The following is a 15,400-nucleotide window of genomic DNA, read 5'->3' as shown; positions in this document are numbered from 1 at the left end:
GCTCTGCTAGACTCCCGTTGATTCGTCTCGACAGGGAACGGCATGAGCAAGGCTCTCGGCACATTCGCATTGGTCACGGTTCTGAGCGCCTTGCTGATGGCGCTTTCGCTCGCGGTCGCCAGGCACGGCTACCCCCAGGGCGCCTTCGGCGTCAAGCGTCTCGACGGCATTGCCGACGCGGGTTCGTTCCTTGCCATTGCGGCCATTTATTTCTTCAGCGCGCTGTTGATGATGATCCTGCCCATCCGCGCCGCCGGCGTTGTGCTTACCCATGCCGCCGACGCGATCTTCTGGGCGACGATCGTGCTGTTCGCCGCCATTGTCGGTTCGCTTCTCGCCCGATGGGCACTCGGCCAGCGCGAGGTGCCTTGGACCCTTCTCAACTGGCGCTTCCTGTTCGTCCCGGCGATCGTCGCCGCGCATCTCACCATGAATGAGCTTCGCCGCAACGTCCTGCTCAGAAGCCTATTCTTCGTCATCTTCGCTGCGGCAACGCTCGCCTGCCTGTTCTGGTCGTTTTCGGTCTGAAGGCCGTCAGGTCCTATCACAGGTGGTCGGGTGGACTTCCACCGCCGTGCGCCTACCTTTACCGAAAGCTCTCGGGTAGACCTTTCCGCAGACGACGGCTATATCATTTGTCTGACAAATGATCGGCGCTTTGCCATGCCAGCCAATCTCGAAGAAACGAGCCAATTTCGAAGGAATGAAGATGACCGTGCTCCGCAAGAACCTGATCGACGGCGAGTGGCTGGGCGAGGCCGGCTCGCGCAACATCAACCCGTCGAACACCAACGATGTGGTCGGCGAATACGCTTCGGCCGGTCCTGAGCAAGCGAAACAGGCAATCGCGGCCGCCAAGGCGGCCTTCCCGGCCTGGTCGCGCTCCGGGCCGCTGGCGCGCCATGCCGTGCTGAAGAAGACGTCCGACGAGATTATGGCGCGCAAGGACGAGATCGGCCGGTCTCTCGCCCGCGAAGAAGGCAAGACCCTGGCCGAAGGCGTCGGCGAAACCATCCGCGCCGCGCAGATCTTCGACTTCTTCGCCGGCGAGACGCTGCGGCTGTCGGGTGAGATGGTGCCGAGCGTCAGGCCCGGAGTCGGCGTCGAGATGACCCGCGAAGGAGTCGGTGTCGTCGGCATCATCACGCCGTGGAACTTCCCGATCGCCATTCCCGCCTGGAAGATTGCGCCGGCGCTGGCCTACGGCAACACCATCGTCTTCAAGCCGGCGGAACTGGTGCCCGAAAGCGCCTGGACCATCGTCGACATCCTGCATCGTGCCGGGCTGCCCAAGGGCGTGCTCAACCTCGTCATGGGCAAGGGCTCGGTCGTCGGCCAGGCGATGCTCGACAGCCCCGACGTCAACGCCATCTCCTTCACCGGCTCGGTCGGCACGGGCAAGCGTGTCGCCGCCGCAAGCGTCGAACACATGCGCAAGTTCCAGCTCGAAATGGGCGGCAAGAACCCGCTCGTCGTGCTGGATGACGCGGACCTTGCGGTCGCCGTCGATTGTGCCGTCAACGGCGCCTATTTCTCGACCGGCCAGCGTTGCACGGCGTCCTCGCGCCTCATCGTCACCGCGGGCATCCACGACCGCTTCGTCGACGCCATGAAGGAGCGCCTGGACAAGCTGGTCATCGGCGACGCGCTCGACGCCAAGACGCAGATCGGGCCGGTCGTCGACCAGACCCAGCTCAAGCAGGATGAGGACTATATCGCCATCGGCCGCCAGGAAGGCGCCGAGCTCGCCTTCGGCGGCGAGCGGCTGGAGCGTGAGACTCCCGGCTTCTATCTCAGGCCGGCGCTGTTTACCGGCGCCACCAACGCCATGCGCATCTCGCGCGAAGAAATCTTCGGCCCGGTCGCCAACGTCATCCGCGTCAAGGACTTTGACGAGGCGCTGACTGTGGCCAACGACACGCCGTTCGGCCTGACCTCCGGCATCTGCACGACCAGCCTGAAGCATGCCACGCATTTCAAGCGCAATTCCGAAGCCGGCATGGTGATGGTCAACCTGCCGACGGCGGGCGTCGACTTCCATGTGCCGTTCGGCGGCCGCAAGGGCTCGAGCTACGGCCCGCGCGAGCAGGGCCGCTACGCCATGGAGTTCTACACCACCGTGAAGACGGCTTACACGTTTGCTGGCTGACAGGCAGGCTTCATGACGTCTGGTTTCGCCGGAATGGCCTGGGTCAACCCGCCGCCGCACCATGTGTTCGGCGACGGGACGCTGCATGTCCGCACCGGCAAGGAGACCGATTTCTGGCGCGAGACCTTCTACGGCTTCCGACGCGACAATGGCCATTTCCTCCATCGTCCCGTGGCGGGCGACTTCAGCGCCGAGGTCACCGTCAAGGGCGAATACAAGGCGCTCTATGATCAGGCTGGCCTGATGCTGCGGCTCAGCGAAACGCACTGGATCAAGGCCGGGATCGAATACACGGACGGCCTCGCCTATGTTTCCGTTGTCGTCACCAACGACACCTCCGACTGGTCGCTGGTCGGCATTCCGACCGACCCCGACGGCGTGAGGATCCGTCTGACCCGCCACGCCGAGGCGATTCGGGTTCAGCATCTCGATGCCGCGCACGACCGCTGGAAACCGGTGCGGCTGGCGCATTTCCCGGTTTCGCGGAGCGTCGACGTCGGCATGATGTGCTGCTCGCCGCAACGCGAAGGCTTCGAGGTGATGTTCTCGGGCTTCAGCGTTGGCCCGCCAATCGCGAGAGAGTTGCACGATTGATGGTGACGGGGGCGCTGCACGCTTGCGCAGTTCATTGGTCGATGCCCGCAGCGCGGCATGGGCGCGGTGACCGCCATCTCAGTCGTTCGGCGGCCGAGCATCCGGCGGACCTCGTTGCGACGCTGGAAGGCTGCCCTCCGCGGCCGGGCCGTTTCTGGAGGGAACCTGGGAACGACGGGGCGCTCACCAGGGGACGTGCTGTATCTCCAGCCGCGGCAATCCAATCGGCCTGATGCCGAGATCGTTCGCCAGGGCGCCGAAACCCTCGGTCTCGATCAGGTCGCGATAGGGGATCTCCGGAAAGCGAAGGCCGCCGCGATGCAAGGCGGCATCGACCAGGAGCATGGTGCCGCCGACACCATCCAGGCCGATGCTGTCGAGGTGGCGGACGTCGCTCATATGCAGCCTTGCATGTGTGTGCCGCGGAGGCTGATAGAGACCGTCGTGAACATGGCGGAAGTAGCTATGGTCTTTGTTGTGCCGCACAGTCACGAAACTGTTGAGGTCGAAGCTGTCGCCGCCTTGAACTTTCACGCAGTGCGGCGCGACGATGCGGTGCCGCCTTGCAATCAGCCGGGTCACGACGTCCGCTGGAAAACGCCAGACATCGATATCGATCCACAGCGCCCAGTGGTCCTCCTCGGTCAGCCCATGATCGATCAGATGGTTACGCACCTTGGCGATGCCGCTGCGCCTCACGCGCTGCAGGTGCCGGTTCGCTCGCTTGTCGCGGTCAAGCTCGGTGCCGAGTTGTTTCCGCAGCAGCACGACTTCGCGATACTCCTTGCCCAGGGCCGCAGTGGCACCTTGCAGCCGCTCCCAGCTGCCATCTGAACTGTCGCCTTCGCAAAGGACGAGCTTCATCTTGTCCTTTGGGTAGTCGAGCCGTCGCAACGCGGCGAGGAATGGCTCTATGTGTTGGGCCGCATCGCGCAGCGGCACCAGCACGGCGAGGTTGGATCCCGATGGTGGCGGCGCCGCGATGGCCGCTTGGCTGACGCTTTGCCGGGCGGCTTGCTCATCGGAAATAGTCCCGCGCGTTAGGCGGTGCCGGGCCTGGTAGATCAACTTGCGCAGCTTGTGCCGCAACCGGGCGGGCTTCTCCGGCGTCCACCAGGTGCCCGCCCAGTGGTGGATCGACAACGTCATGCCGCCGCTGCCCGCCCGCTTTCCCGACGAATCGAGAGGCGAGTACAATTCGGCCGGATGGATCGCAAACGCCGTCTGGTCAGGATAGCCGAGTTGCGCGGAGGTGAGCACGCAAGGCCCGGTGGCGTCGATCGCCTGTTTTGCACGGACGAGCCCGGGCAGGAACGACAGCAAATGAAGCCAGAATGGGTGCCCCGGCGGACTGGCCATGGTGCCGTTGAACAGAAGGTAAGGCAATCCGCGAAAGTCCGCCTGCACGCGCGCGTGGGCTTCCGGCTCCGTGCAGAACACGATCCGATCCTCGCCCAGGAGCGGATCGAACGGCGCCACGCATTCGCAATCGATATCGGCATAGACGCCGCCGAAATGGTGGAGAAGCAGATAGCGGCCCGCGTCGGCGCGCAAGATGCCATACTCGTAGCTGCAAAAGGTCGGCAGGAAGCTGGGATAGTGTGCGGCCACGAACTCGAGCAATGTCCGATCGTTCCAGAACATCATCGTCCAGTCCGGATGATGCCGCTTCCAGCTGTCGACATAGCCTCGGAAACGGGCTGGGACGATGTCGGTCTTCCACGTCTGGTGCAGGATTTTCGGGATCATCCGCGGCTCACGGCTTGAACTCGGTCACAGTTGGAGTCAACGGGCTGGCCATCCAGGCCCAGCCCCCGACCGACGGCATCGCGGATCGCTTGCGGTCCGAACCGCGACCACGCGGCATCGTGGGCCCGGAGGCGAAGGCTGGCCATGCGCGGATGGTCAGAACAAAGTCTGACCGCCATGTCGGCCAATCCCTCGTCGGTGTCGGACAGAAGCACCTCTTCGCCCTCGATCAGGTCGAGACCCTCCGCTGCCAGCGGCGTTGCAATGACGGGGACCCCCCAGGCCATTGCTTCGAGGATCTTGATGCGCGTGCCGCCGCCCATGGCAAGCGGCACGATGCTGAGATGGGCAGAGGATAACAGAGGTCTGATATCGTCCGGGTCCTCGACCAGACTGACCCCATCCAGTCCTGCCAGGGCGCGAACGCGCGGCTCTGGCGAACGGCCAGCAAGAACGAGCTTCGCGGTCGGCAGCGCCTGGCGAATGCGGGGCAAGATGGTGCGGCACAGCCGCCCGGCGGCGTCGATGTTCGGCTGATAGCCCAGATGGCCAACGTAGAGGATGAGCGGGAACGCATCCGAGACGGCTCGCCGCGGCGGCAGTAGCCGCGGCAGCTCGTCCGCTCGCGGGATGCCGTTGGGCACGATGTGGACGGGGACTTGAGGCCGGACAAACGCCCCCAGCCTATGGCCGTCCCGCTGCGAGCACACCCAGATCCGGTCGACGATGGCTGCCGCCTTTCTCTCGAGCGCCCTGAGGTCTGAGGAAAACGGCCGCCAACGCTTCTTGCGCGGCAACTGCCCGGCGAGGTCCGATTCGACATTGTGCATGTCCAGAATGAGTTGCCGGACCATCGGCCGCAAAGGAGCGAGAAATCTGAACAGCGCAACGCCTTCGACGACAATAATATCCGGGCGAAAATCCTTTACGAGCGCCTTGAGCCGCGCCAGCGCCGGGAGCGGTATACGGCTCTCGCCCTTGGCCCTCCAGCGGGCGAGCGACGGCGCTCGCGGCTCGGACTTGTTGATGAGCTCAGTCACGCGAATGTCCGGCCCGGCAGGTTGGACATCGCTGCTTCGCGGCAGGAGCGAAGCCAGGTAGACCGGGCCGAACGCGGCTGCTGCCATGGCGTTGCCGAAATTCCTGAGATCGGCGCCGGACGTCGGCGGGAAGGGCGGATCGTGGCATATGATCAGCGTGCGGCGCGACGTCGCTGAATTGGGCATTGGCGACGTCCCAGCCTCGGTCGTGGTCAGCTGCCCGATTCGGATCGTGGCCAGATATCGCAGCGCCTTCCAGTTGCGCCCCAGCTCCTTATGCGCTCGGACCGCGCGCATCATGCCGCCAGCATCGGCGAACTTGCGGTGCCTGATCAACTGTCGGGCAATCCGCTGAGCTATCCAGGCCTTTCGCCACCGCAACGCTTCCCGTTCGACGCCGGCGGCAGCCAGCCTGTTCAGTTCCAGCGCTATGGCAAGGAAAGTCCTGCGCGGTGCCGTGATGAAGCGCCGCGCCATACGTTCTTCGTCATGGTGGTAGAGCAGCACCGGGGTCTCCACGATAACCGCGTCGGCACGCGCCAGCACGGCGGTCCAGTAGCAGGTGTCCTCGTCGAGACCGATCGTTTCCGGAAAGCGGAGGTTTGCGGTCGCCCAGTCGGCGACCAGCGCGCTTCCCATCGCGATTGGCCACATTTCGTTGCGAAGGTAGCGCCGCACATTCTCTCGCCGGTCCGGGCCGTAGCCTTGCGGCGTCTTGAGCTTGTCCGGCCGGCCCGTCGTGCGCCGTATGCTGGCGCCGATGGCAAGGCCGGCGCGAGGCCGGCCTGCCAGCGCGGCGCTCAGCCGCGACAGGCTGCCGGGCATCACCTCGTCGTCGGCATCGAGAAAGAATATGGATGCGCCGCTTGCCCGCTCGAGTCCGACATTGCGCGCGGCCCCCGCTCTGCCCAGTCGAACGCTCACCACGTCCAGAGGCAAGCCATGACGTTGCGCGCTTTGCCTCGCAACGGCAGCCGTCTGGTCGTCCGACCCGTCGTCGATCACGAGAATCTCGCGGATAACCGCTCTGTCGGAAGCCAGATTCCCAAGCGCCGCTTCGATCGTTGTAGCGGCGTTTCTTGCCGGGATAACCACGGTGATGTCAGCCGCCATAGCTGAGCCGCTCATTGCTGTTCGAAGAAGCCACGCTTGAGCAGGCGGTCATAACAATGCTTGAGCATCGACACCGGGCGCAGCGAAAGACTGTCAAGATTGCCCACCACTTGAGGTTCGATGTCGAATGGCGACTGGCCTTCGACCCAGCTGTAGGAAGAGCCGTCCTTCAGCACCGACGGGCAGCCCACGACATAACCGCCCAGCGCCTTCGCGTGACCCACCCGGCGCAAGCCGAAATGAAGGCTGGAAGAGATCACCGGTTCCTGCGTTCTTAGATAGACATGAAATCCGCTCGGCGATTTTGCTATTGGCGTGTCGTTCGCAATCGCCTTGTGACCGGCCCGCCAGGCACGGTAGCCGGCGTCGTCATCGAAATCGAGGATCATCAGGTTCGCAAATCCGCCCAATATGCCGACATTGCCGGCAAAGTCGCCAAACCAGCGCGCGACGTCGCTGCGGCCCGGGGGCTTCTGCGCCAGTTGGAAGGTGATGGAGGTGAACGCCAGTTCCTTCAGGTCCTTGCGCAACGTCCGCAGATGCAACGGATCATACTCCATGGCCGCGAGGTCGAGATGCTTGCCGCCGGCACGAAGCGGCAGACAGATATAGCCCCGCTCGAACAGCTTCACGACGTAGTCGGTCAGTGCCCCTACATGCATGCCAAAGCTGTCCGCGATCCCCCTAAATCCGTCTATCTACCTTAGCCAACGGCATTGCCGTCAAGCCAAGGTTCAAGCGGCAAACCGCATCTTAGTCGCACTCCCGACATAAAGCACCGAGCGACCAGCGGATGTGGCACAAATGCGCTCGAATGTTAAACCTCCATCCGGTGCTGGAAGAACTGCAGGAACAATTTGGCGCTCGGTGGTGATGTCGAGATCGCCTCCAATCCAATCGTCATCGACGGCGCCATGACAACACTTCAAGCTTGGCAAGTCGGCGACGACGCCGAAGAATAAAGGCCAACGCTTCCTCCGCTCGGAAGAACGCGGCGGACGCCTGGGCATCTTGCTCGGGGCGTTCTTGCTTGAGCCGATAATCGAAATCGATTTCGGAGAGGATCATCCGTCAACGAGCAACAGCCCGCCCCATTCCGGCCTTTTCGCCGTGCAATATGCATGTGATGACGCCTCTTAGCCCGGGACAACATTTCCGGTTGAGCCACCGGCGATGGGGGGATAGACTATGCTGCAGTGCACAATGAGCCGGTCGGGCCGAACATCGGCTTGTGCCGGGTAGCAGACGCTGAACCGCTCTAACTGTTTTGTTTTACGCAATTCCGGACGGGAACCCGCCACACACTTTTCCTGGAATTGCTCCAAGGCTGAACGGACGAAAAATCCGGCATGAAAATTCCGAAATCCATTCTGCTCGATCCGGAGGCAAACAAGGCCTATGGAGCCTTCGCCGTCGCGGTTTCCGTTCTTGCCTTTGCCTATTCCAGCAATTTCGGTCAGGTCCTGATCCTCGCCTATTACGCGGTCTGGCTGCCGCTGTTCTTCGTCGACTACCGGCGTTTCACCTGGAAGCTCTCGAACGCCTGGCTGCCGATACTCTTCGCGGCCTATGTCTGCCTGTCGGTGTTCTGGTCGCAGGCCGCCGGCATCAGCGCGCGTGCGGCGGTGCAGTATTCCTCGCACATCGTCTGTGCCTACATCGCCGCCCGCACCATCAGCGTGCGGACGCTGGTGCTGGGCTCGCTGATCGGGATATTCTTCGTCCTGCTCTACTCACTGAAAGTCAACGCTTACGCACTCGACATAATGGACGGCACCTTCAATTTCGTCGGTGCCTTCGCCTCCAAGAACCAGGTCGGCTTCTTCTCGTCGTTCGGCATCTTTTTGTCCTTCGTCTTCCTGATGTTTTACCGGCGCAACTGGCTGAGCTTCTTCTGGACCGCGCCGATCATCCTGATGTCGGCCTACATGCTGGCGATCTCCCACTCGGCGACATCCGTCGCCTCGCTGCCGGCGGTGCTCGGCATCGTCGTCTTGCTCACCATGAGCAGGGTCCTGTCGCGGCGCTACCGCCGCGTGCTCTTCGTCGTCGGCGGCGGTGCGTTGGTGGCCGGCGTGGTGGCCGCGCTGAACCTCGGCCTGCTGGACGTCGTGCTCGGCATCTTCGGCAAGGATTCGACGCTGACCGGCCGCACCTATCTTTGGCAGCAGGGCTGGGAGGCGGCGCAGCTGCACCCGCTGCTCGGGTACGGCTATGCTGCCTACTGGGTGCAAGGGTTCGCCGATCCGGAACGGTTGTGGGCGGAGTTCTACATCACGACCCGCACCGGCTTCCACTTCCACAACACCTATATCGAGACCCTGGTCGAGATCGGCTTCGTCGGCGTCACCCTGCTGGCGCTGATCATCCTGCGCGCCTTCTACGGCCATATCTCGAAGGTGGTGTTCGGCGCCTGGAGCGCCGATTCGGTGGTGCTCGCCGGCGCCGTCGGGCTGATGCTGATCCGCTCCTTCTTCGAGGTCGAAATCCTCGGCCCTTATTTCATGGCCTCCTTCATCGTCTATTACGGCCTGTTCAAGCTGAACCCGCTGCCCGTTGCCCGGCGACGGCGGGTTGCCATTCCTGTCCGGGATGAAAAACCGGCCAGCGGCCACATGCCGGCCCCGGTCTGATCCCGGTTTTCGCCTCGGTCGCGTCGAGGCGTTAAAGCATGTCCCCGAAAGCGAGAACCGGTTTCCGGGTCAAGACATGCGTAAATCAAAAACCTAAAAGAGCACCGAGCGAATCTGAAAGATCGCGACGCAGTTTAGGCCACGGCCCGCGAGCGCTGCATTTGCCGCTGCAGGAAACGGCGCACCGGCTCGTCATAGATGCGGGTGGCGATGTCGGCGATGACGATGACCGAAGCGGCCATCACGATGCCGAACCAGGGATGATGCGCGAACGGGTCGACCGACGCCGCCTTGCCGGCTCCGGCGATGATCATCAGCATCGGCGTGTGGATGATGTAGATCGGATAGGAAATCCGCCCCAGCCAGCCATAAAACCTTGCCAGTCGCGGCGCGGTCGGTGCCACCGCGCCGGTCACCACCATGAGCGGGAAGACGACGGCGATAGACGCGAGGTCGTAGGCGACGCGCCCGGCAGCACCCGTAGGCGCGATGGCGAAGACGATCAGCGTCAGCAGGATTGCGGCCTCGACCCACCAGCCGCGCCGCAGAAAGCCGAGGCCATCCTGGTAGCGCACCATCGACCGGCAGAGCAGCACGCCGAGGAAGAAGGAGAACGACACGCGCGGCAGCCCGCTGATGATGGTCTTGCCGGTCATGCCGAAATCGAGGGTGCCGGCAAGCGCCGAGGCGACGATCAGCAGCACCAGGCTGACAACGACCAGCGTCGTCAGCACACGTCTCGACAGCAGGAAGAAGACGGCGGCATAGGCGATGTTGATGATCAGCTCGAAGAACAGCGACCACGAAGCCGGATTGAGCGGAAAGATCGTGTGGTAGACATCGCCGACCAGCGGAATGAAGAGCATGCCTGTCGTGAGCTGCGTGCCGATCTCGGACAAGGCCATGTATTCCGTCGGAATCAGCCTGTTCTTGATCAGCAGATAGAAGCAGCCGAGCAACGTGCCGGCGAGGTAGAGCGGATAGAGGCGTATCAGGCGGATGGCCAGGAAGGTGCCGAAGCCCATGCCGTTCTCGATCTTGCGGTCGTAAGCGTGGGCGATGACAAAGCCGCTGAGCAGGAAGAACAGGTCGACCGCGAGATAGCTCGACGGCAGCACCTTGCCGTCGGCCAGGAACGGCGAGAAGTGATAGAGCATCACGCTGATTGCCGCCACGCCGCGGATGGCGTCGAGGTTGAGGTAGACGTGACGCGGAGCGACAGGCTGCATTCTATGCCTTCAAGCGGTCCAAACAGATTGCTCGCCCGCACCTTGGCGCGAACGAGCCTGACTTGTTCCTCCCGCGGACCGCGCTGAGCGCGGCCCGGGCGCGTGGCTACTGGCTGGCCATGGGTGGGCCGCCGGCGGTCGGCGCCAGCTTCACCTTGATGACGTCGCCCGGCAGCACCGGCGTGTCTTCCTTGGCGTCGATCTCGCCGGTCTTGCCGTCGGCGACACGCACCAGCGAATACAGCAGGGCCGGCTCCTGGCCGCCAGTTATGGCAGCCGCCATTGTGGGATCCGAGGCCGCGGCGATCAGGCCCTTCTGCATGGCAGTCCTCAGCGTCGCTTCGTTCAGGTCGGCCTCGGCCTGCTGCCGGCTCGCGGCCAGGTTGGAGTTGAGCGTGTTGCGGGCATCGATGGCGTCCTGATCAGCCTTGCTGATCGACTGCTTGGCGGTGAGGATGGCCGTCTCATAATCCAGGATCTTGCCCTGCAGGTCCGCCACCGACTGTTTTGAATCGAGCAGTCGCGCATTGGCGACAAGGCCCTTCTGCGCCAGCGGACCGATGCTGGTGAGCTGCTGCTGCGCCAGATCCACTTGCTGCTGCTGGTTGGCGATCTTCTTCTGCAGCGATTCGATCTCGCCCTCGAGCACGCCTTTCAGGTCATCGAGCGCGTCGAGCTTCAGCTTCAGCGCCTTCTGGTCGGCCGTGAGAATCTGCATTTCGTCGGCAACGATGGCCTGCGTTCTCGGGTCGTCCGCGGCCTCCTTCGGAACCTCGAAGCTCGTCTTGCCGGCAAGGTCTGCGTCGATGCGGGCACGCTTTATGATCAGCCGCAGCCGCTGGTCGTCATAGATATCGAAACTGCCCTTGGCGGTGACCAGGTCCTTGCCGAGCTGAGGGCCGTAATCGGCGTTGCGCCGGATGCCGCCAGCGATGCTCACCGCCTTCAGGACCGTAAGGTCCGGCACGTAGGGAAACTGGCCAGGGTTCTGCACTTCGCCCGAAATGTAGAATGGTCGGAACTGCGCCATTTCGACCGAAGCTTCAGGCTTGTCGGGCAGTGCCAGCTTGCGCTGCAGCGCGAGCCCTATCGCCGCCGCGATCTCCGAGGTCGTCTTGCCGACCGCCTGCATCTCGCCGACGAACGGCACCGAGAGCGTGCCGGCGGGGCCGACCGAATAGTCGCCGTTGATGGAGGACCAGTCGCGGAACGTGCCGTCGACCGTCTGCCACTCGGCGATGCGGATGTTGAGCTTGTCCTGCGGTCCGAGACGATAGTCTCCGGCCGCCGCCATGGTGGGAACCGCTAGAGACAGGGCAAGCGCCACGGCCGCAAACCGGCTGGGCGCCTTGGAAAGGAGTCCGAGGGGGTGGTTTTTCAATGAACGTTTCCGATCCGCGTTAGCCCCATCCGCCCGATGAGATTACTGCCGGACGCCTGCCCCGGGGTTGGCGGGACAGGCCTGGCGGTCAATAGCTGCCGCGCGCCATCCACACGGCGGGCACGGTTTTGACGATGATGCGAATGTCCTCGACCATCGACCAGTTCTCGACATAGTGACGATCGAAGGCGACGCGCGTGTCGTAGGACACGTCGTTGCGCCCGCTCACCTGCCACAGCCCGGTGAGGCCCGGGCGCGACTTCAGATAATAGACTGCGGCGCTGCCGTAGATCTCGAGCTCGTCGCGTACGACCGGGCGCGGCCCGACCAGGCTCATGTCGCCCTGCAGGATGTTGATGATCTGCGGCAGCTCGTCAAGGCTGAGCTTCCGCAGCACCGCGCCGACACGCGTCACGCGCGGATCGTCCTTCAGCTTGCGGGTCGCGGCCCATTCGGCGGCAGCATCCGGATTGGCGGCCAGATGCGCGGCGAGCACCTTCTCGCCATCCTGCACCATGGTGCGGAATTTGAGGCAGGCGAAAATCCTTCCGCCGCGACCGATCCGCTTGTGGCCGTAGAAGATCGGGCCGCGGTCGGAAAGCTTGACCAGCAGGGCGACCATCAGGAAGAGCGGGCTGAGCAGGACCAGACCCGCCAGGGAACCGACGATATCGAAACTGCGTTTGAGCAGACCGCCGATGGGAGGTGGAAAATCAATGCCGGCCTGCGAAAAACCCGCATTAGCCGGCTTGGCGACGTCCCTCATGCAAAAGCTCCATACGTTGAACGGATGGTTTACGGCACGATATCAAAAAAATGCTGCAGCGCAACACACAATTTCCCATTCGCGTGAAATGTTCGCGTCATGAATTGACCAAATAATAAACCTGCCCTGCCCAAATTTTCGCCTTTGTGGCATGTTTATGACAAGGTGAGAGAATTTTCGGGAAATGTAGTACCGCTTTTGGGCTGATTTTGGGCAGTGCATTCTTTGCTGCAGACGAACGGCGGTTGCAGGGCGCCAGAATCACTCGCTCAGGTAAGTTCTTCGGATAAAATACTGGTTAACGTGTTCGGTTCTACTATCGACGATTTCGTTATGGTGAATAGGTGACAATGCAGGGGTGTGCGCCGCAGCATGGCAGAGTCGATGCCGCAAAACCGTTGGAAATCACCTGCGCTTGGCCTTGCTGCAAAGGTCTCGCCTTAATAGAGTGGCAAACTGTTTCTGTCATAGTCTGGATGGGTCGGAAAGGCCGGAAGCAACCGGTCGGATTGGGCAGCCAGAAATAGCTCTCTGGCGAAACGGGGAGTTACGCGGGTGGGTAAGCCACAGCTTTTGCATGCTCGTGCCGGTTGAAGGACCGACGAGCATGTCTTTGCCAAAGTTCATCGTCGGGATGATATTCGCGCTCGCCATTGTAGTCGGCTGGTCCTGGCTCGACGGCGAATCGCTTGGCACCATCCTCATGCGTGCCCTCATTTGCGCTGTGGTCATTCAGGTGGGTTACTTCGTTCTGGTGTTCGCCATGGCCGTCAGGAGCGGGCCGATACCCGCCGACAAGGCGCGGGAGGCCGACCGCGGCATCAAGGTGACCGAGGGCGAAAAGCTAACCGCCAGGCGCGGCAGCCTCCGCTGATCGTTCAGCCGGCGCCGGGAGCGGCGCATTGTCGGCCAATGGTGCGGTTTCGCGTTCGGCCCGTTCGCCGGAGAGCATCTTGGCCAACCGGCTGCCCGACTTTGCTTTCAGCCGCTGATATTGCCCGACCTCGACGATGCGGCCGCCCTCGATGGCCACGACCCAGTCCGCGAAGGCGATCATCGATGGGCGATGCGCGATCGTGAGAATGGTCATCTTGCCGCGCAGTTCCTCGATCGATTGAGCGATCAGCGACTGATTCTGCCAGTCGAGCGCGCTCGTCGCCTCGTCGAGGATGAGCAGCGAGGGTTCGCGCAGCAGCGCCCGTGCCAGCGCGATGCGCTGGCGTTCGCCGCCGGAAAGCCTGACGCCGCGGTCGCCCACCACTGTTTCGAGCCTCCGGTCGAACCGCTCGACGAAGTCGGCCGCATGAGCCTTGCGCAGCGCCACCCACAGCTCCTCGTCGCTGGCCTGCGGCGCCGCCAGGCGCAGATTGGCGGCGACCGTGTCGTGCAGCAGAAACACCTCCTGCGGCACATAGGCCACCTGGCCGCGCCAGGCCCTGCGGTTTTGCCCGGTGATCTCGACACCGTCCGCCAGGATCCTGCCCTCGGTCGGCTCGAGCAGCCCAAGCAGCAGGTCGGCGATCGTGCTCTTGCCCGAACCAGACGGGCCGATCAGCGCCGTCACCTCGCCGGCGGGAAGGCCGAAGGTGATGCCGCTCACCACCGGCCTGCCATCGCCGTCGCCATAGGCGAACGAGACGTCGCGGATGTCGAGGCCCGTGTCGAGCGACAGCCTTGCGTTCTGCGCGGCATCGCCGGGCTCCATCTCGCGCTCGGCATCGAAGCGCGCTTGCAGGGCCTGCATGGCGGTGTAGGCCGGCAGGTTGATCAGCATCTGCTGCGCCTGCACCTGCACCTCCATGAAGCGGGGCGCGACCCGCATGAAGACCAGGAGCAACACGACAATTTCCGCAAGGGAGAGATGGAAGCGGACCAGCGCGATGTAGATGAACAGGCTGAGCCCGATCACGCTCGCGACCTGGAACAACGCGGTGCCGATGGTGCTGTTGCGGACATAGGCGACATTGTCCGACTTCATTTTATCCAGCGTCGCGCGGAGCTGCGCGAAATAGCTCGCCTCGACATTCAGGCTCTTGGCCACCTTGATGCCGCCGAGGAACTCCGAGACCGTGCGGTATTGGTCCTGGCGGCTGCCGGTCAGCACGCGGCCGTAGGCGGTGGCGCGCGCCCGGAAGGGCTGCAGCGCGATGAACAAGAGCACGCCGATCAGGATGGCGAAGGACGTCATCACCGGCGAAATGAACACCGACACCACGAGATAGCCGGCAAGCAGCAGCGCCGTCTGGGCGAGCATCAGCAGCGAGAAGGCTGCCGCCTGAACGCGGTCGATGTCGCCGGTCAGGGCGTGGTCGAGATCGGAGCTGCGCATGCGGGTGAAGACGCCCCAGCGCGCCTTGCCGATGCTCTCGAACAGGTTCATGCGCACGCGGTTGACGAAGTCGTAGAGCAGCCGCGCCATGTAGAGCGACTTGAAGCGGTTGAACATCGCCTGCAGCGCCACCAGCGCGACGAGCAGGCACAGCACCGTCGCCAGCGAGATCGAGCCGCCCGGCACCAGCCAGCGCAAGGCGCCCGGTGCGCGCACGGCGAAATCCTGGTCGGCACTGCCGATCAGATGCAAGAGCGGGATCAAAAGCAGGATCGAGAGGCCCTCGGTCAGACTCCCGAGGATCAGGAAGGCAAGCGCCGTCAGCGTGCGCTGCCCGCCGATATGCGCCATGACGCCGCCGAAACCGGCCACCTCCCGCAAAAGTGTCAGGCGAAGTTTCGAGGACCAGACCATGCC

Annotated in this window: 13 protein-coding genes; 5 read left to right on the top strand and 8 right to left on the bottom strand. The window is 63.3% G+C overall.

Annotated features, from left to right (window positions below):
* Positions 1–42: 42 nt before the first annotated feature.
* The 3 genes from CK220_RS04210 to CK220_RS04200 all read left to right on the top strand — a co-directional run bounded on the left by CK220_RS04210 (position 43) and on the right by CK220_RS04200 (position 2,743).
* Positions 43–528: a hypothetical protein gene (locus CK220_RS04210; protein WP_095810349.1), complete on the top strand. Its 486-nt coding sequence runs from the start codon at positions 43–45 to the stop codon at positions 526–528.
* Between the two features lie 181 nt (positions 529–709).
* Complete coding sequence (locus CK220_RS04205; RefSeq protein WP_095810711.1) at positions 710–2,149, top strand: aldehyde dehydrogenase family protein; 1,440 nt, start codon at positions 710–712, stop codon at positions 2,147–2,149.
* Between the two features lie 12 nt (positions 2,150–2,161).
* Entirely contained in the window at positions 2,162–2,743 is a 582-nt protein-coding gene (locus CK220_RS04200; protein ID WP_095810348.1) for a DUF1349 domain-containing protein, read from the top strand.
* A gap of 183 nt (positions 2,744–2,926) precedes the next feature.
* On the opposite strand, the gene CK220_RS04195 is transcribed toward CK220_RS04200, so the two are convergent.
* From CK220_RS04195 to CK220_RS31780, 4 genes are all read right to left on the bottom strand, one after another.
* Positions 2,927–4,492: a glycosyltransferase gene (locus CK220_RS04195; protein WP_095810347.1), complete on the bottom strand. Its 1,566-nt coding sequence runs from the start codon at positions 4,490–4,492 to the stop codon at positions 2,927–2,929.
* A complete protein-coding gene (locus CK220_RS04190; protein WP_095810346.1) occupies positions 4,489–6,645 on the bottom strand; it encodes a glycosyltransferase in 2,157 nt (718 codons plus the stop codon). Before CK220_RS04190 ends, CK220_RS04195 begins: the two co-directional genes overlap by 4 nt.
* Before the next feature lie 11 nt (positions 6,646–6,656).
* Positions 6,657–7,277, bottom strand: a complete 621-nt coding sequence (locus CK220_RS04185) for a bifunctional DNA primase/polymerase (protein ID WP_245428968.1) — start codon at positions 7,275–7,277, stop codon at positions 6,657–6,659.
* A gap of 268 nt (positions 7,278–7,545) precedes the next feature.
* Positions 7,546–7,713, bottom strand: a complete 168-nt coding sequence (locus CK220_RS31780; RefSeq protein WP_176478983.1) for a hypothetical protein — start codon at positions 7,711–7,713, stop codon at positions 7,546–7,548.
* 281 nt (positions 7,714–7,994) lie between these two features.
* Between CK220_RS31780 and CK220_RS04180 the strand changes: the two genes are divergently transcribed.
* Complete coding sequence (locus CK220_RS04180; protein ID WP_095810344.1) at positions 7,995–9,278, top strand: O-antigen ligase; 1,284 nt, start codon at positions 7,995–7,997, stop codon at positions 9,276–9,278.
* A gap of 134 nt (positions 9,279–9,412) precedes the next feature.
* Here CK220_RS04180 and CK220_RS04175 read toward each other — a convergent pair whose 3' ends face one another.
* From CK220_RS04175 to CK220_RS04165, 3 genes are all read right to left on the bottom strand, one after another.
* On the bottom strand, positions 9,413–10,507 hold the full coding sequence (locus tag CK220_RS04175) for an acyltransferase (protein WP_095810343.1): 1,095 nt from the start codon (positions 10,505–10,507) through the stop codon (positions 9,413–9,415).
* A 106-nt stretch (positions 10,508–10,613) separates the two neighbouring features.
* The gene (locus CK220_RS04170) at positions 10,614–11,801 is read right to left on the bottom strand and encodes a polysaccharide biosynthesis/export family protein (RefSeq protein ID WP_095810342.1); all 1,188 of its coding nucleotides are present in this window, start codon (positions 11,799–11,801) and stop codon (positions 10,614–10,616) included.
* Positions 11,802–11,976: 175 nt separating this feature from the next.
* Positions 11,977–12,654 carry a sugar transferase gene (locus CK220_RS04165; RefSeq protein WP_067003431.1) on the bottom strand — a complete coding sequence of 226 codons (678 nt, stop codon included), beginning with the start codon at positions 12,652–12,654 and terminating at the stop codon, positions 11,977–11,979.
* 607 nt (positions 12,655–13,261) lie between these two features.
* Between CK220_RS04165 and CK220_RS04160 the strand changes: the two genes are divergently transcribed.
* On the top strand, positions 13,262–13,528 hold the full coding sequence (locus tag CK220_RS04160) for an exopolysaccharide production repressor exox (RefSeq protein ID WP_095810710.1): 267 nt from the start codon (positions 13,262–13,264) through the stop codon (positions 13,526–13,528).
* Here the strand turns inward: CK220_RS04160 and CK220_RS04155 are convergent.
* Positions 13,499–15,397: an ABC transporter ATP-binding protein gene (locus CK220_RS04155; protein ID WP_095810341.1), complete on the bottom strand. Its 1,899-nt coding sequence runs from the start codon at positions 15,395–15,397 to the stop codon at positions 13,499–13,501. The genes CK220_RS04160 and CK220_RS04155 overlap by 30 nt on opposite strands.
* Positions 15,398–15,400: the final 3 nt, after the last annotated feature.

The sequence above is a fragment of the Mesorhizobium sp. WSM3860 genome (assembly GCF_002294995.1).
Taxonomy (GTDB): domain Bacteria; phylum Pseudomonadota; class Alphaproteobacteria; order Rhizobiales; family Rhizobiaceae; genus Mesorhizobium.
Note: the sequence above shows the minus strand (reverse complement) of the source record. Positions and strands in the feature narration are given on the sequence as shown.